The sequence below is a fragment of the Hymenobacter sp. DG25A genome, assembly GCF_001280305.1.
GTDB lineage: Bacteria > Bacteroidota > Bacteroidia > Cytophagales > Hymenobacteraceae > Hymenobacter.
In genome coordinates this window covers 498695-516364 of the sequence record NZ_CP012623.1, presented here as the reverse complement: position 1 = coordinate 516364, position 17670 = coordinate 498695, and the positions used below count along the sequence as shown (strand labels likewise).

Below are 17670 nucleotides of genomic sequence, written 5' to 3'. Positions count from 1 at the left end.
GATAATCTGTTTATAACAACTGATTCGGGCTGTCAAAATTTTGCACTATGCGGTAGCAAGAACCCCTAAACCGCACTTTCGCGGGGGCTGATTTGCGTTGTCCTTTTCACCCTGCTTTTTAGGCGCTTTTTTATGCAGCCTGCCCAAATGGGCAGGCTGCTTTGTTTTGCCGGGCAGCAGAAAAAGCAGCCTGGCACCGGGCAGGACAATGAATTTCAGCTGCAATTAGATATCAATAATATTTCATTTTGAAGGTGTCACAAAGAGAGCAGAATGTTCCGTATTTGAATCGTGTAGAAAAGGTGCAAAATTTTGACATTTTGATAATACATTAAAATTAAGCCTACTTTTCGGACATAATTTCAACCATCACCCCAAAATCTTCACACATTTTTATGAAAACAACTAAACTATTTGCCTCTGCTCTGCTGCTGGTTGGCGCTACCTTCTTCTCAAGCTGCAGCAAGCAGGAAGACGTTGCCTCTAAAAATGCTATTAGCGAAGACACCCTCACGCAGATTAAAGCCCTTGGCTTCAGCACCCACGATGTAAAGCGGGATGGCGACGAATATGTGGTAGAAGGTGACATCCGCCTTTCGGCCCGCGACCTGAACAGCAAAGCCGACGGCAAATTCCTGCGGGTGGGCGAATCGGAGCAGTACCGCACCACCAACCTGGTAAGCGTGGGCTCTACTACCCGCACCATTTATGTGGCGGTCAGCACTTCGCTGCCCTCAGCCTACGCCACGGCTACCGATGAAGCTATCCGTCGCTACAACGCGGAAGGGCTGCGTATTCGCTTCCAGCGCGTGTCCTCGGGCTACAACATTCTGCTGACGAAGGCGCCAACCAACGCCTCTTATCTGGCTTCGGCCGGCTTCCCCACGTCGGCAGGCAACCCCTACAACCAGGTGCTGGTAAACTCTACCTACCTGGGCTCTAACCCCGGCACCAACTACCTGGGCACCATTCTGGCGCACGAAATGGGTCACTGCATCGGCTTCCGCCACACCGACTACATGGACCGCAGCTATAGCTGTGGTGGTGCCTACACCAACGAAGGCGCCAGCACGGTGGGTGCCATCCTGATTCCCGGTACGCCTTCTTCCGCCGACCCCAACTCCTGGATGCTGGCCTGCGTGGGCACCGGTGTAAACCGCCCCTTCAACACCAACGACCGCACCGCGCTTAACTACCTCTACTAAGCCCCGGTCGTTTCCAATAAAAGAAGCCCCCTGCCAACGCTGGCAGGGGGCTTCTTTTATGCGGCTTCTTCTGGCTGTTGCCAGCAGCCCGGCCCTTAATGCAAGGGCCGTTTCTTCACCAGCCCCCCCTTGGTGTCGCGCACGCTGCTCATCACCACAAAAGCCTGCGGATCGATGCGGTCAATCTCATCCGTCAGGCGCGTGACTTCCAGGCGCGTCACCACGGTGAAGATGATATCAATTTGCCCGGGATGCTGCCCGTGTGAGCCGTAGCCGCCTTTGCCTACATACAGGGTGGCACCCCGGCCCAGCTTCTCCGTTACCATCTGCCGGATGCTCTCACTACGCGCCGAGATGATAGTGACGCCGGTGTACTCTTCAATGCCTTCAATGATAAAATCGACGGTTTTGGCCGCCGAAAGGTAGGCCAGCACCGAGTAGAGGGCCGTTTCTACAGAGAGCAGCCAGGCCGCAATACTGAAGATGAAGATGTTGATGATCAGAATGACATCCCCCACCGAGAGCATGGTTCTTTTGCTGATGTACACGGCCAGAATCTCGGTACCATCCAGCACGGCCCCGCCGCGCACGGCCAGCCCAATACCGGCCCCCAGGAAAAACCCACCGAATACGGCAATCAGCAACTTATCCTGCGTGAGCGTGGGGAAGGATACCAGTAAGAGGACCACTGCCAGCGCCAGAATGGTAACCAGGGTGCGCAGTGCAAAGCCCAAGCCCAGCTGAAAGTAGCCCAGAATGATAAAAGGAATATTGATAACCACAATCAGCAACGACAGGGAGATACCCGTCAGTTCGGTGGTCAGCAGGGAAATGCCGGTTACGCCGCCATCAATGAAGCCATTGGGCAGCAAAAAGCCTTTCAGCCCCAGCGCCGCCGAGAATACTCCGGCCAGCAGCATGCTGGCGTGCAGCAGCTCACGCCGTACACGGTTAAAGGCGGCGGGAGCCGATGCGGAATTTTCCGGGGGGGTATAGGTAAGATCAGGAATATACTGCGGCTGCGCGGCATCCTTTCTCTTTTTAATTCGCTCTAAAATAAGTTGTTGCAGAAGCATCTGGCAGGCGGTTAGCTTTCAGGAAATAGCCGGTTTGCTCCCTCCCCGGCTCCCCATTCTGGATAGCCGGGCAAATAAGCTTAAAGGGCTGTTGCGTGGACCGGGTTTGAGTAAGATACCCAAACTCTCTGGTCAAAAAGTTCTGAAAGCCGCTAAGGCGCGTTGGGGGCAATATCACTTAAGCGGCACCGTGCCCGCTGTGTTGCTATTACCTCCGTCGTAGCCTGGCGCTGCCGGCCGGCCATTTGCAAACCTGCCAGGTGCAACCAGGGGGCATTGTTGCTTACCCAAGCCGGGCCCAGGCCGGGCGGCATATCCGTGGCGGCGGGCGCCAAGGCTTCCTGATGCAGCCGGAAAGTGGCTGCCAGCTGCTGAGGCGTAGTGCCGGCGTGGCTGGTAGCAGGGCGCAGTACATAGGCTACTTTCCCGGCGGCAACTGCTTCAATGGGCGTACCCAGGCTCAGGGCGGTCCAAAGCATGCCCAAAAGCAGTAGAGCAAACTGCCGACAGCGCGGAATAAATAAAGCTGCGGACACGGAGGGCACGGGAAGCGAAAAAAAAGCGAATACCTTTCTGAGTAACGCAGTCGGTAGGATGATGGTTTATTTACCGGGGCAATGGCTGCTGCGCCCCACCTAGATAATCAACCGGCCCACGCTTTACCTTTCTCTTCGCTTTCCTTCCCTATGCCTGCTTTCAAAAGTGTACTTCCTCCCTTACGCGAGGCTGCCGTGCTGGTGCCCGTGTACCGTGATGCGGCCGGCCGCCTGCGGCTGGTACTGGTGCGCCGGGGCAAGGGTGGCATTCACGGTGGGCAACTGGCTTTCCCGGGTGGCAAGCGGGAGGTGCAGGATACTTCCCTGCAAGCCACGGCCCTGCGCGAAACTCACGAGGAAGTAGGCCTGCCCATTGCCCAGGTTCAGATATTGGCTACGCTGCCGGTTATTGTTACCATGGTTTCCAGCTTCCGCATCACGCCGTTTCTGGGGCACATTCATCCGCCGGCCCGCTGGCTGCTGCAGTCTTCTGAAATAGCCGAGGTGCTGGATGTAGAGGTGGCCGAACTCCTGGCCCCCGAAACCCACACCACCGAGGAGTGGCAGCTGCCGGGCTGGGCCAGCCCCCGCCCTATTTCTTTTTACCGGATTGGGCCGTATGCCCTGTGGGGCGCCAGCTACCGTATTGTGCAGCCACTCCTGCCCCGCCTGCTGGCCGGGGAGTGGGCTATATAAGCTTTGGCAGATGTTAACACAGTTTGGCACGAAATTACGTTGCATAGCTGTGCCGGCGGGTTTCGCTCCGTAATAGCCGGCTTTTTCTGCATATGAAACGACTCCTGTTTTTACTGCTTGCCTGCCTGCCGAGCTTAACGGCTTTGGCTCAGGCCGAGCAAAGCATCTGGTATTTCGGCAACCAGGCCGGCCTCAGCTTTTCCACCGGCCAGCCGGTACCCCTGCTGGATGGTAAGATGAACACCTACGAGGGCTCAGCCGTGGCTACCAATGCCCAGGGCCAGCTGCTGTTCTATACCAACGGCGTAAGCGTGTGGAACCGCCAGCATAAGCTGATGCCCAACGGCCGCCACCTCATGGGCGACGCCAGCAGCACGCAAAGCGCCGTTATCGTGCCCGACCCGGGCAGCGGCAACGTGTTCTACATTTTCACCACTGACCTGCAGGGCCGCAGCAACGGCCTGCGCTATTCCGTCGTCGATATGACCCGCGACAACGGCTTTGGCGATGTGCCCCGCGCCAATATGCTGCTCATTACCCCGGTAGCCGAAAAGCTGGCGGCCGTGCGCCACGCCAACGGCCGCGACGTATGGGTGGTGGCCCACCGCTGGAACTCTAACGCCTTTGTTTCCTACCTGGTAACGGCCGAGGGTGTAGCCGGCATGCCCGTGATGAGCAACGTGGGCAGCATGCACGCGGGCCCCGGCCGCAATGCCATTGGCTGCATCAAATTCTCGCCCGATGGCAGCAAGCTGGCCGCCGCGCTGTGGCGGGAAAGCAACAAGTTTGAGCTCTTCGATTTTGACCGTACCACCGGCGTCATCAGCAACCCGCAGCAGTTTGGGCCTTATGAGGAAGCCTACGGCGTGGAGTTTTCGCCCGATGGCAGCAAGCTCTACGGCACCAGCAACGGCGCCGGTGGTGGCGACGCCACCATCACCCAGTTTGACCTGCGCACCGGCAAAGCAGAAAGAGTGGGCAAGTCAGCCAACCGCAAAGTGGGCACCCTGCAGCTCGGCCCCGATGGCAAAATCTACGTGGCCCGCGAAGACAACCCTTATCTGGGCGTAATTCAGAACCCCAATGCCCCGGGCGCGGCCTGCAACTATGTTGACGATGGGTTTAACCTGGGTGCCAAGCGCAGCAAGCTGGGCCTGCCCAACTTTATCCGGTAGTTTTGGCCGGCATCCTGCCTAAAAAAGTAGCGTAAGCCTTAGCTTGCACAGCCGATTAGCCTGCCGGGTTTACCTTCGGGCTTCTGCTGCCAGCAGCTGCGGCTTACGCTACTTTTCATTTCCCCTTGGCCAAGCGCTTTTCCGTTTCCGAATACACTGACGGCATTCTGGCCGGCAACCGTATGCTGCTCAGCCGCGCCATTACGCTGGTAGAAAGCACCCTGCCCAGCGACCAGCGCCTGGCCGAGCAGGTGCTGGACCGCGTACTGCCGCACACGGGCCGCTCGGTGCGCGTAGGTATTACCGGCGTGCCGGGCGTAGGAAAAAGTACGTTTATTGAAGCCCTGGGCATGCACCTGGTGGAGCAGCAGGGCAAGCGGCTGGCCGTGCTAGCCGTAGACCCCAGCAGCCAGCGCAGTGGCGGCAGTATTCTGGGCGATAAAACCCGCATGAACCAGCTGGCAGCACACCCGCACGCCTACATTCGCCCCTCCCCGGCCGGCCGCTCTCTGGGCGGCGTTACGCGCAGCACCCGCGAGGCCATGCTGCTCTGCGAAGCCGCCGGGCACGATGTCATTTTTGTGGAAACCGTGGGCGTGGGCCAGAGCGAAACCGCCGTGCACGGCATGGTAGATTTCTTTCTGCTGTTGATGCTGGCCGGCGCCGGCGACGAGCTGCAGGGCATCAAGAAAGGCATCATGGAAATGGCCGATGCCGTAGTCATCACCAAAGCCGACGGCGCCAATGAGCTGCCCGCCCGCCGCGCCCGCGCCGAGTACCAGAATGCCTTGCACCTGTTTCCGCTGGCGCCCTCCGGCTGGAGCCCCGTGGTAACTACCAGCTCAGCTTTGACCGGTGCCGGCGTGCCGGAAGTGTGGCAACTGCTGGAAACCTATTGTGCTCAAACACAAGCCAGCGGCTACTTTCAGCAGCGGCGACAGGAGCAGCACCTGCACTGGCTGCACGAAACCATCCGGCAGGGCTTGGAAGACCAGTTCTACGCCCGCCCCGAAGTACAGGCGCACCTGGCCGCCATCCGCCAGCAGGTGCTGGATGGGCGCAAGTCAGCCTTTGGGGCCGCGGCGGAGCTGCTGGGTCTGAAGTAATCGAAGTAGCAAAAAAAGAACGTCATGTCGAGCGGTAGAGAGGTATCTCGCGTGCTGATATTGCCACCCTATCTGTCATCCTGACGCAGGAAGGACCTTCTCCCGCTAGAACGACCATCGTAACAAAGACTCGTGCTTGCGGGAGAAGGTCCTTCCTGCGTCAGGATGACAGTCAAAGCGGGCGAGATGCCCCGGGACTCTGCTGGATACGCAGAATGCTCGACATGACGTTTTAAGAAAGGCAGACGCTATTAGTCAGCCTATAGATTGGTCTGCCAGGCTTTGCGCAGGGCCAACTGCTCGGGCGTGGCCTGCGGATTCAGGGCGAAATTATAGGCCTTCACCTCATCGCGCACCAGCGTGCGGGCCAGCACTTTTTGCTCGGCGCCGTTGCGGCTGATGGTGAGGGTATAGTCGGAGCCGGGCTTGCGGGTCTGCACGGCAGCCAGCAGTTGCCTCAGGTTTTGCGGCGTGACGGCTTCTCCATCAACGGCTACCAGCTTATCGTTGGGCTGAATGCCCTGGGCCTGCAGGTTAGCGGGCACGTTGCTGAACAGAATACCATCGGGGCCGGGCCGGAACCCCAGACCTTCCATAGGAATCAGCCCTACTTTCTGGCCTGTTTTCAGCTTGGCATCATAGCGAATACCCACTTTGGCGTAGTACTCCTGCAAGGGCAGTGGCTCGGCGTTTTCTATGTAGCGCGTGAAGAAGTCCCGGATTTCGGGGTAAGTCATCTTTGTAAAGTCATCGAAAAAGTCCTTCTCGCTAACCGGCTTGCTGGGGCCGTATTTCTTGGCCAGATCCAGCAGTACTTCGCGCAGGCCGCGCTTACCGCCGGAAAGTTCCAGCAGGCGCAGATCCAGCAGGGCGGCCGTCATGGCGCCGCGCTGGTAAATGTTGCCGTACTGCTCCTGACCTTCATCCAGGAAGGAGTTCAGCCCGAGGCGCTTCAGGGAGTAAGTGGTATCGGCGCGCAGGTGGTCGTAGCGCACTTTATCGTGCAGGGTGTTTAGGTAATCATCTAAAGAAACCAGGCCGCTGCGCAGCTGCATCATGTGCGCGGCCCACTCCGTGGTGCCTTCATACAGCCACAGGTGCTGCGAGCCGGTAGGCTGCACAAAGTTGAAGTGCTCGATGATTTCCGAATGAATGTTCAGGGGCGTCACGATGTGGAAGAACTCATGCGCGGCCATATCCGTGATGCTCTGCACGTATTCGGGCGTGAGGGGCTGCTCCTGCAGCACGTACTCCGAACTGTAGGAATGCTCCCAGGCACCCTGGCTCTGGTCTTCGAAGTGATACAGGAAAGCATAGCGCTTCACGGGCAGCTGCACCAGGAAAGTCTTGGCGGCGCCCAGCATTTTCTGCATATCAGCCAGCAGGGGCTCGGCCTTAATCAGGTCGGTTTTAGAGTAGCAGTACAGCGCCACTTCGGCGTCGCCGAGCTTGGTGGTGGCTTCCGTGAGGCGGCCAAGCAGAATGGGCGAGTCTACGGCCTGGTCGTAGTCTTTGGCGTGGTAGTAGCCTTTGGAATCGGGCGTGAGGGCCGAGCCGGCTTTCCAGCCGCTGGGGTAGTTTACTTTCAGGCGCAGGGGCTTGTTCTGCATGCCCTGGGGGTAGCCCAGAATGGTTTGCCCGTTCAGCAGGGCGTGGTCGGCCTCCAGGGAGGAGCCGCACATGCGGTAGATGCGGTGCTCCTGCACCTTGGTATCCCAGGTTTCAGCTATGGTGTAGCGGATTTCGCGGGTCTTCTCCGGGTTGGCCAGCTGCCACTGGTTGGTGGAAATCTGTTTGGCTTCCAGCGGCTTGCCCTTCTTGTCAAAAGCCTCAAACTTGCGCACAAAGCGGCCCATGTCCATTACCTGGTACGTGCCGGGCGCGGTGGAGGCAAACTGGTAAATGGCCTGATCTTTTTTCAGCTTTTTGGGCAGCTGCAGCCGCACCTGAAACTCATCAGTGGAAACGGCCGGGTCAATGTTGACGGTGTAGGTAAGCTCGGAAGCGGCCAGCGCTGAGTGCAAGGGCATCAGGGCAGCCAGCAGGGCACCGTACAGTAAGGATTTCATAGAAACTGAATAGGGGGAAAGAGAAGAGGAAGCAAAAGCGCCCCGGCCAGAGACGGCCGGGGCGCCCAAAGGGTTGCCTGAGTGACTACGAGCGTTTGCGCCGCAGCGTGAGATAATCCAGGTAGTACAGCACCTTCACCGACAGCGAATTATTGTGTGGCGTGTTGATGGTGTTGGTCAGGTTATCGAAGTAAAGCGGCGTAGCTTCCTCGGCCTGCAGGGAATTGGCGGCAGCATTCTTCCACACAATGCTTACCTGCGAGCCCGGCGCAAACCACCACAGGAAGTTGGCATCCACGTTGAAGGCATTGAAGCTGGTGTCGCGGTTGCGGCGGTAGTCTACTTTGTACTCCTTGCCCTCTTTCTGGAGCAGCGTGAAGTCATAGTAATGCACGCTGCTGGAGTAGTGCCGGGTCCGAATGTTGAAAGACATGCGGTTGTTGAACGTATACGTGCCCGTTACGGTGTTCACGTAGGTCATTACCCGCCGGCGGCCCAGCAGAATGTTGCTGGGGTCCAGCGCCAGCTTATAATCCTGCGGGTTGTTTACATCCAGGCCCCCATTCACGTAGCCCACCTGGTTGGGGCGCGTACTCCACTCAAAGTTATAGCGGAACGACAGCTGGTTGCTGACGCGGTAGCGTGGCCCGAAGTTGATACCATAGCCCATGCGGCGCGGCCGGATGCCGTCCAGCTCAAAGCGCCGGAAAGCAGTGGAAAGGTCAAATGCCAGCTTCTTGCGGTAGTCAGAAGAGACGAAGGCATTGCCACCCACGTTGGCCGGCAGCCGCACGTAATACGAGCCGATGTCAGCTACGCGGGGCTCAAAGAAGTCGTGCATCACGGCGGTGTAGTCGCTGTTGAAGCCTACCGACAGGAAGTTTTTGGTGAAGGTGGTATTGCCGCCAAAGTACACGCCGGCGCTGTTGTAAGCCGTGGGCTTATACAGCAGCTTATGCTCCACCACCAGGTAGGTATAGGCGTTGTTTACCTTCCAGAAGGGCTTATAGCGGTTGTAGTTCATCTCGGCCACCTGCGAAATGGAGTTGTTGCTGAACAGAATACCCAGGTCGTTGGGGTTATAGGTATTCGATTCTATGCCCTGACTCAGGCGCCACGTAAAGCTGCCGCCGGTTTTGCCTACGCCCAGCAGGTATTTGTAGCCATCCTTATCATCAATAGGCTGATCTGAGTTAAAGCCCAGCCCGCGGCGACGGGAGTACACTACCTGGCCATCCAGGGCGTAGGAGTTCTTCTTGTTGTTGAAGCGGAACAAACCGCCCGTTACGTTGGCATCAAAGGTGCTGCCCTGCCGCGTTACGTTGGTGTTGATGAGCGACACGTAGGAGTTGTTTTTCAGGGACTGGTCCAGCACAAAGATGTTGTAGTTGGCCAGCGGCTGCGTCTGAATGCGGCGCTGCTCCCCAGTCAGGGTGTTCTCGGCGGTAGCATACATATTGGCCGAAACCGCATTAAACAGCCCTACCCCCAACCCTTTGCTGGTACGCCCCGATATTTTGGTGGCATTCAGCAGTCGGCTTTCGCCGGGGTTTTTCAGCAGCCGCTCATTGCTCTGGAGCTTGCTTTCGGCATCGTAGAAGCCCAGGGGCTGGGCACCCACGCGGCGGGAGTAGAACAGATTGCCTTTGTTGAAGAGCTCCGTGCCTTCCGTGAAAAACTGGCGGTTCTCATTGAACTGCACTTCAAAGGGCGAGAGGTTCAGCACCTGGTTGTCGCTCAGCGTCTGGCCAAAGTCGGGCACCAAGGTAGCATCCAGCGTGAAGCTTTCATTGATGCCCCATTTCACGTCGGCGCCGCCGTTAAAGGAGGTATGGGTGTTGCGCACGCCCTGCTCTTTATAGGGGTAGTGGTTAACGTAGGTAGACACATAGGGCGTGAAGGAAAGGCGCAACGGGGCTTTCACGTCCCGAATGCCGGTTAGCTCGCCCCATTGGTTTACAAAGCCATTTTCCTCAGGCTTCACCTCATTCCAGAAGAATCCCTGCTTCAGAATCTGGCGGTTGCGCATAAAGTTCAGCCCCCAGGTCTGCTCGCCTTCCGTGCTGAAGCGGATGGCCGAATACGGAATGCGCATTTCCGCCACCCAGTCGGTGCCGCGCAGGGCGGTGCGGCTTTCCCATACGGCCGTCCAGTTAAAGTCTTCGCCGCTGGCCGGTGAGTAGCGGGCATCGGCCTGCACCCCGGCTGGCGTTACGAAGAAACCGTAGCCGTTCAGCTTATCATGATAGGTATCGAGGAAGATGCCGAAGAAGTCGGTGTTGCCGAAATCATCCCGGGCGGTTAGCTCCCGGGGAATGGAATCCAATGATACATCATGCATCACGGCACCAATATAAAGCGCGGCGTCATCGTACAGGATGCGCACTTCCGTGGGGTGCTTCTCGTGGGGGCCGGGGTTGGGCCGGTTCTGAATAAAATCGGTGGCAATGGCCGCCTGCTGCCAGATGGGCTCATCCAGGGCGCCGTCCAGCTTAATGGATTCAGTAATGCGCAGGGCCTGCAATTGGCGGCGCAGAACGGGGGCCACTGCGGCCTTGGCAGCGGGAGTAACAGGTTCTGACTGAGCGACGGCCTGCAGGGAGACAACTACGCTAAGCCAGCACAGCAGGAAAAGCCTGATGCGAGCCATAGTGAGAGAGAAAAAGTGGGGCAAATCAGAAAATCAACGGCGGATAACGGGGCTGGCAGGGCAGCAAAAAGTGCCGGTACCGGGGGCTGCGCGTACACCCGGTTTTCTCCCGCACAGAGCAATAGATGCGAACTATATAAAAAGCGTTGCCTGCAGCTACAGAATAAGTCATAAAAAACCGGCTTATGGTACCATAAGCCGGTTTTTTATCTGCGTTATCTTAATCAGTGATAGATATTTGCACTGTATTGTTCGAGTTTTTACCGTCTTCGGGAATATTCAGCAGGCGGCGGTATTTGCGGGCCATTTCCGCCGACTGGGTTTTGCCGTTCACTTTCAGCTCGTCGCCGGTCAGCTGCAGCTGGAAGCCTTTCTTGTTGGCATCCAGCAGCCCGTCTTTGCGCAGCTCGGCCCGAATTTTATCGGTGTTCAGGCGGGGTGGCGCAGGAGGTGGCGGGGGCATGGCCGGTGCCCCGGGAGGCGGCGGTGGCGGGGCCAGATTGCTGCCGCTGCCCATGCGTGGGGCGCGCGGTGCCTGCGGCGCCCGCGGTGGTTGGGGCGGCCGGGGTACATTGCGGGCCGTGGTGCGGTTTTCCTCTGAGCGCCAGTGGCTGGTGCTGGTCAGGGGGCGGCCATTGCGCTCCGCATACATCTTGGCATATTTCTGACGCATCTTTTCCGACTGCTTCTTGCCATTCACGGTGAGGGCTTTAGTAGTCAGATCGAAAGTATAGTTGCGGGAGCTGGAAATCAGTCCGTCTTTCAGCAGCTCATCAGTCAGCTGGCGGCTGTCATCGTTGGCGGTGCGGGAGTTGCGGTCCGCTTCGCGCTGCAGGCGGTCGGCTTCCCGGCGGAGGCGGTCCGCTTCGCGGCGCAGCTCGTCGGCTTCCCGCCCCTGGTCGCGCTGCTCATTGCGGCGTTCCACTATTTCCTGCTGCCGCTCCCGGCTATCAGCTCGCTGCTCGCGCAGCTCATTCAGCGCTTCCCGAATATGCTCCCGCTCCTCATCGGTGGTAGCTTCCGCTTCTGCTTTGCGCAGACCGCGCTCCGCATCTTCCAGCGCGTTTCGGCTCAGCTCATCCGTATCGGGGCCGTCGAACTCAAATTCAAAGTCGCCCTCGTTGCCACTCAGGCGTAGCTCGCGCTGCACCCGTGCGCCCTGCTGAGCAGCTCGGCGAGCCTGCTCCCGGATGCGGATCCGTTCGGCCGGGCCGGGCACCACAATAGTGCGGCGGCCGGCATTCCCACCAAAGGGAAAGGCCTGGTTGAAGTTGCGGTTGAAGCTCTGCTCATCAAAGTCATTCCGGAATACCATGCCGTTGGGCCGCACCCGAATAACTTCAACCCGCTTTTCAATTTTCTCCCCTTTTTTGGCTTTGCCGCTGGATACCACCTGCTGGCCATCTACTATTACGTCCGTTACGCGGCCTTTTTTATCCTTCTGAATAACCACCGTGCCAGGGGCGTTGCGGCGGCCGCGGCCGCCTTGCTCCACTACCACAACCTGCTCAACGTTTTTGCCTTTGCGGGCTTTGTCTTTGTCTTTCTTGTTCTTGAATTTGACCTTGCCCGGCTCATCATCCTGAGCCGCCACCGCCATTTCGGACACTTCTTCTACCTCGCGCTCTACTATGGCCGGCACTTTAGTATCAGTGCTCAGGGTGGAGGCGGCGCTGGAATCAGCCTTGGTTTTGACTAAAGCCTTCGCGGTATCCTGCCCATATACGGTTACGCCGGCCAGGGTTTCCTTTAGCAGATGCGTTTTCTCAGCCGGCCGTGGGCCGGCCATGGCCACGGCCGTGGTCAGCAGCACAATGCCCGTGAGCACCACGCAGGCCGCCATAAAGCCTTCCGTGAAAGTAGGGGCGCTGCGGCCCTGCACTAGGCGGCGCACACGGCCCAGCAAAGACCCATCCGTACCCACCGCCGACAGGGCCAGGCGCGGGGCGGCGTGCGGCTGCAGGCAGCGCTCAGCCAGCGCCGTCAGGGCGCGGGCCAGGGTCATAGGGTTTCCCCCTACCAGGGCGGTAGCGGCATCATCGCAGCAGTTTTCCCGCTCATTGCGCAGCGTGGCGGTAATAAACCACACCGCTGGGTGGTAGAAGAACAGAATTTCCGCTACCGACTGCAGCAGGTTCATGAGGTAGTCGCGGCGGGCAATATGAGCCAGCTCGTGGGCCAGAATGGCCTCCAGGTAGTTTTGGCTGAGGCCGGTTACGGTGCCCAGCGGCAGCAGTATCACGGGTCGCAAATGCCCTACCACCAACGGCACGCGCACCAGCGCCGACTCCAGAATACTGACCGACTGCGTAACACCGGCCCTAGAGGCCAGCTCGGCCAGGCGGGCCTGCCACTCCTCGCTGAGAGGGCGCACCCGATAATGCCGCAGGCGCTGCACGTAGGCCAAGCCACCCAGCATGCGCAAAGTCATGGCCAGCAGGCCCAACAGCCAAATGGTGACAAGAATAGGCAGGTTGCGGTCGAAATACTCCAGCCAGGACTGGGCCATAGATACCGATGCTTCTTCTTCTGTCAGCGGGGCCGCCAGCGCGGCTTCTGCCGAAGTATTAGCATTCACCGAGGCCAGAATGACCTGCGCCCCCGACAGCGACGCCGGCAACGAGCGGAACGGTAGCGACTGAGGCTGCGCCTGGGCCGCCTGCTCCGCGTAGTAGTAGCGGCCAAACGTGACCATGCCCAGCGCTAGCATAGCCACCAGGGCTACTGCAGCGGCCCCGTAGCGGATTTGGGCACTATGCCGGCGCAACAGCAGCAGCAAACCGGCCAGCGACAGGGCCACTACCGCGCCCTGCCACAGAGAATGCACCAGCGTCCAGCCTAAGGCTCGCACCAGCGCGGGGGTTAAAAAGGTTTCGAGCCAGTTCATTGTGCTTCGCCTTTAGTGTTTTCGATTTCGTCCAGTAGCGTCCGGATCTGGTCCAGCTCTTCGCGGGAGGTGCGGCGGTTGCCGAGGGCCTGCATTACCAGCTTCAGGGCCGAGCCGCCGAAGGTGGCTTCCACGAAACGGTCCAGCAGCAGCCCCTGGGTTTCTTCCTGGCGCACGGCGGCGCGGTACACGTGGGTCTTGGTGGCATCATCGCGCTGCACTAGGCCTTTGTCCAGCATCAGCTGCAACAGCTTCAGGGTGGTGGTGTAGCCTATTTCCCGGTGTTGGCTGAGGTCGTCGTTCACAAACCGCACGGTGCTGGGGCCGTGCTGCCACAGCACCTGCAGAATTTCCAACTCCGATTCGGTAGGCTTGGGGGGCGGGGATTTACTCATAGCTCAGAAAGGTTGGTCGTACGAAGTGGTTCGTACATCAAACATATACGAATTGATTCGTAGAGTCAAGTTTTATCTACGATATTTTTCGTACAATATTTTATTCAACAGAAGATCAGGCTTTAAAACCGGTTTTCCAGCAAAGACCCGAAAACGCGGGCTAGCGTTGCCCGGCCCGTTTGCGCACCAGCGTAATCTGGGCACGCCGGCAGATGCCGCCTAGCGGCGGGTTAAACTTGGCTACCTTCACTTTCACGGACAGCACGTGGGGAAACTCTTCCAGCACCCGGTCTATTACCCGGTGCCCCAGGTGCTCCAGCAGCCGCGCTGGCGCCTGCATTTCCTCACGCACCATACGGTAGAGCACTTCGTAGTTCACCGTCTCGTGCAGCTTATCTGAGGTTCCGGCGGCGTACAGATCCGTCCGGATGTACAGGTCTACCCCATACTTATTGCCGATTTTCTGCTCCTCGTCATAGTAGCCGTGAAACGCGAAAAACTCCATGCCTTCCAGTGCAATCTGGCCCATGTGGTGAGGTGTGAATTGGTGAGTAGTGAAACGGGAGCGGCAAGTTCTGAAATGAAAAGCCGGTTTAAGCTATTGGCACCTTAAAACTGCTACCTCTTGCGGCTTGCGGAGCATAGCCAAATATTTCACAGACAATTATTTCCTAGCTGTAATTCTTATTAGCTGCTATTAATTCTAGCTCTCATCCTCACTCAGTTGTCATCCTGAGCTTGCGAAGGACCTTCTCACAGCTGAACAACTAGCGTAACAACGACTCTTTCTAACGTGATAAGGTCCTTCGGCTACCGCCTCAGGATGACAATAAGGGAAGAATTGCAACTGAGATACCATAGCAACATCAGCACGCGAGATGTCCCGATCCTCTGCTTGATGCGCAGAATGCTCCACATGACGGCGTAGGATGAGGGCTGAAGAGTAAGCATGAACGATTTTAAACCACAAAGAAAAAGCCCACCCGATTGGGTAGGCTTTTTCTTTATTCACAAAATCCGTGAAATCCGGATGAATCCGAAGAATCCGTGATTTAGATTTCGTCGAAGAAAGACTTCTCCGTTTGCGTGGCGGAGTGCCGCGTAGGGGAAGGCTGGGTGATTTCCGGATGATCGGGCGAAACCGGGCGGATATCAGGGGCGGTGGGCTCTACGCGGGGGCCGGTGGGGTCCGGAACCCGGGCGGGCTCGGGCTGGTAAATGCGGGAAGGGTCGCTGATGCCCGGGTTTTCGTGCGGAGCCGGGTTTGGCTTGATATCGGGGCCGGGGGTTTGGGCCGGAGCACCGGGGTCGGGTTGCTGGCCGGGCTTGGGGTTATAGCTGCCGGGCTGCGCCGTAGCGGGGCGGGCCGCATTGGTAGCATCGTTACCGCCACTGACCATGGCCGGGCGGGCTGCCGGGCTGCCTACGGCCGCCGCTGATGAGGTAGCTGATGTATTCACGAACATAGTAGTAGCGCTTTCGGAGGATGAATCGGGTCGATTCACCTTTACGCTGGCTGCCCGCGAAAGGATGGCAGAAGTGGAGGATTTTGGCCGGTTGCGGCTTTTCTCAACTTTCTCCAGGGCATCGGTGGCCAGGTGCTGCAGGTCGCGCACCAGGCTTTCCAGTACGCCTTCCAGCCGCTGGTGCTCCTGGCCCAGGGCACTTACCTCAGCCTGCATGTCGGCAACGGTTTTTTCGGCTTGCTTGTAGGCTTCATCTACCACGGAGCGGGCCTTCTGACGGGCATCGGCCAGCAGTTGCTCGGCCTTCAGTTGGGCTTCGCGAATGCGCAGCTCGGCGTCGCGCTGGGCTTGCTCCGTGATGCTGTTGCCGGTATCCTCGGCAGTTTTCAGAGTGCGGTACAGGGACGATTCCACTTCGCGCATTTTCTGCACGTCCTGGGTGGCGTGGTCCAGCTTCATGCGCAGCTCCCGGTTTTCATCGCCCATTCGCTCCCACTGCTGGGAGAGCTGGAGCAGGAATGCTTGAACTTCATCTTTGTCTACCCCCCGAAAGGATTTTTCAAAGGTCTTCTGCCGGATATCGAGAGCGGTAATTTTCATTTTGGATGCTTGTTGCTGGGTGGTAGCTCTGGGAAGCGCATGAAAAAAAGAAGTGTCTGGCGGGCGCTGGCAGCGCCCTAGCACTCACAACCCCACCTCCGTACTAAATCATTATTCACTCACCTGCCATACGGCCAGGGTACGGTCGTCGCTACACGAAACTAGCCTATTTCGATGGGCTGACCAAAATAACTTGTTCACGGAAGTGCCATGGCCGGCGTGCCGGGCCCGGTCCAGCACACGCAGCAGCCGGAAGCCGGTGGCATCCCAGAGCTTAATGGATTTATCCATGCTGCAGGTGGCTACATAGCGCCCGTCGGGGCTATAGATAACGTGGTTGATGGCGAACAGATGGGCCACTACACTCAGGTGCTCGGTGTAGCCCGCGGCCACATCCCACACGCGCAGGTGCGCATCGCGGCCAGCCGTGAGCAGGTAGCGGCCATCGGGGGAGTAGCAAACGCTGAACACGGAGCTGGTAGCGCCGGGAATCACCTGTTTTGGCGTTAGAGTTTCCAGATCGAGGATGTGCACCAGGTGGTCGGAGCCGCCTATGGCCAGCTCCTGGCGCTCTTCGTGCAGGATCAGGCAGCGCAGGCTTTTGTGGGAGAGCGGAACCAGGTGCTCCAGGCTTAAGTCGGCGGCATGCAGCACGGCCAGGGTACCGTTGCCCAGGGCCACGTACACCCGCTGCCGGGATTCCGAATAAGCAATATCAAAAATGGCGGCCGGGGGCAGCGCAGTGGCAAAGATCAGCTGGCGGGCTTTCAGATCAATGGCCTGCACGCCCTGAAAGTTGTGGCCGATGAGGAGCAGGCCGCGCTCGGGAAGATATTTCAGGGCGTATACCGAGTTTTCTACCCGGGCCACCAATTCCCCGTCGCGCTCCGGGTTTTCCAGGTCCCATTCCACCACAAATCCATCGGTACCGGCGGAGTAGACGGAGGTGGAATCAGGAGCGCCGGCCAGCGCATACACACAGTCGCGGTGCCCGGTGAGGGTGGCTAGTTTCTCGGCCTGCGGTCTAAAAAGCGTGGACATACCATTGGATTTAGGGCGAAATTACGGCAGTTTTGGCCAGCAGCGCTTTACCCTGCTTCCAGGCACCCTATTCTGGCTCTAACGCAGCCCCTGCTTTATCTGCTATGCCGCTACACTCCCTTGAACACGTTGCCGACCACACCCTGCTGGGCCTGTGGCACCTCACGGAGCCAGCGGAGCAGTTATGGGAAGCCCTTCCCCAGGCAGCGCCTTATGAGCCGCTCTTACCGGCGGGCCGGGATGCTGCCCGCGCCCAGCAATGGCTGGCGGGCCGGGTGCTGGCCCACCAGCTGCTCGCTGAATTTTCTTTGGCCCCTTCTATGGTGCTGCTGAACGATGCCAACGGGCGCCCTTTCTTCCCGGAACGGCCCGAATTGGCAGTTTCACTCTCGCACTCTGGCGAGTGGGTGGCCGCTTTGCTTTCTACCCGGGGGCGCGTTGGCACAGATGTTGAGCTAGTACGTCCCAAAGCGCAACAATTGGCCTCGCGGTTTCTATCGGAAACGGAACGGGCCGATGCCGGCGACGATGTAGTAAAGCACAGTCTCTATTGGAGTGCCAAGGAAACCCTGTACAAACTGCATAGCCGCCGCGCTCTGGTGTTTAAGGAGCATATTCAGCTCAACCCGTTTAGGCTGCGGGAGGCCGGTGTTTTGACGGGGCACCTGCTCACAGAAAACTCCCGCAGCCAACACCAGATTCACTACCAGCGCCTATCTTCTTCGTATGTACTCACATACACCCTCGATGCCTCTCCCCTTTCCTAAA

Annotated in this window: 14 protein-coding genes; 5 read left to right on the top strand and 9 right to left on the bottom strand. The window is 58.5% G+C overall.

The features are described 5' to 3' along the window. The first annotated feature begins 395 nt into the window (after nt 1–395). The gene (locus tag AM218_RS02215; protein WP_054411472.1) at nt 396–1205 is read left to right on the top strand and encodes a M57 family metalloprotease; all 810 of its coding nucleotides are present in this window, start codon (nt 396–398) and stop codon (nt 1203–1205) included. Nucleotides 1206–1300: 95 nt separating this feature from the next. Here the strand turns inward: AM218_RS02215 and AM218_RS02210 are convergent, their stop codons facing one another. Continuing rightward, on the bottom strand, nt 1301–2281 hold the full coding sequence (locus tag AM218_RS02210; RefSeq protein WP_054411470.1) for a YitT family protein: 981 nt from the start codon (nt 2279–2281) through the stop codon (nt 1301–1303). 152 nt (nt 2282–2433) lie between these two features. Next, nucleotides 2434–2760, bottom strand: a complete 327-nt coding sequence (locus AM218_RS02205; RefSeq protein WP_054411468.1) for a hypothetical protein — start codon at nt 2758–2760, stop codon at nt 2434–2436. A gap of 207 nt (nt 2761–2967) precedes the next feature. Here AM218_RS02205 and AM218_RS02200 point away from each other — a divergent pair, with 207 nt between their 5' ends. The 3 genes from AM218_RS02200 (at nt 2968) to meaB (ending at nt 5794) form a co-directional block, all read left to right on the top strand. Then, nucleotides 2968–3513: an NUDIX hydrolase gene (locus AM218_RS02200; RefSeq protein ID WP_197274004.1), complete on the top strand. Its 546-nt coding sequence runs from the start codon at nt 2968–2970 to the stop codon at nt 3511–3513. A 92-nt stretch (nt 3514–3605) separates the two neighbouring features. After that, the gene (locus AM218_RS02195; RefSeq protein ID WP_054411465.1) at nt 3606–4688 is read left to right on the top strand and encodes a WD40 repeat domain-containing protein; all 1083 of its coding nucleotides are present in this window, start codon (nt 3606–3608) and stop codon (nt 4686–4688) included. 125 nt (nt 4689–4813) lie between these two features. Next, a complete protein-coding gene (meaB, locus tag AM218_RS02190) occupies nt 4814–5794 on the top strand; it encodes a methylmalonyl Co-A mutase-associated GTPase MeaB (protein ID WP_054411463.1) in 981 nt (326 codons plus the stop codon). A gap of 260 nt (nt 5795–6054) precedes the next feature. Here the strand turns inward: meaB and AM218_RS02185 are convergent, their stop codons facing one another. From AM218_RS02185 to AM218_RS02155, 7 genes are all read right to left on the bottom strand, one after another. Then, complete coding sequence (locus tag AM218_RS02185; protein WP_054411461.1) at nt 6055–7863, bottom strand: M61 family metallopeptidase; 1809 nt, start codon at nt 7861–7863, stop codon at nt 6055–6057. A gap of 85 nt (nt 7864–7948) precedes the next feature. After that, on the bottom strand, nt 7949–10513 hold the full coding sequence (locus tag AM218_RS02180) for a DUF5916 domain-containing protein (protein WP_082318029.1): 2565 nt from the start codon (nt 10511–10513) through the stop codon (nt 7949–7951). A 220-nt stretch (nt 10514–10733) separates the two neighbouring features. Further along, a complete protein-coding gene (locus AM218_RS02175) occupies nt 10734–13400 on the bottom strand; it encodes a M56 family metallopeptidase (RefSeq protein WP_054411457.1) in 2667 nt (888 codons plus the stop codon). Further along, entirely contained in the window at nt 13397–13795 is a 399-nt protein-coding gene (locus AM218_RS02170) for a BlaI/MecI/CopY family transcriptional regulator (RefSeq protein WP_054411455.1), read from the bottom strand. The genes AM218_RS02175 and AM218_RS02170 overlap by 4 nt, the downstream gene beginning before the upstream one ends. Nucleotides 13796–13955: 160 nt before the next feature. Then, a complete protein-coding gene (gene folB, locus AM218_RS02165; RefSeq protein ID WP_054411453.1) occupies nt 13956–14324 on the bottom strand; it encodes a dihydroneopterin aldolase in 369 nt (122 codons plus the stop codon). Between the two features lie 523 nt (nt 14325–14847). Further along, nucleotides 14848–15861, bottom strand: a complete 1014-nt coding sequence (locus AM218_RS02160) for a DivIVA domain-containing protein (protein WP_054411450.1) — start codon at nt 15859–15861, stop codon at nt 14848–14850. Nucleotides 15862–15972: 111 nt separating this feature from the next. Next, nucleotides 15973–16902, bottom strand: coding sequence for a WD40 repeat domain-containing protein (locus AM218_RS02155; protein ID WP_054411448.1), 930 nt, complete (start codon nt 16900–16902; stop codon nt 15973–15975). Between the two features lie 104 nt (nt 16903–17006). Between AM218_RS02155 and AM218_RS02150 the strand changes: the two genes are divergently transcribed. Then, nucleotides 17007–17669 (top strand): 4'-phosphopantetheinyl transferase superfamily protein, encoded by a 663-nt coding sequence (locus AM218_RS02150; RefSeq protein ID WP_054411446.1) that lies wholly within the window; start codon nt 17007–17009, stop codon nt 17667–17669. Nucleotide 17670: the final 1 nt, after the last annotated feature.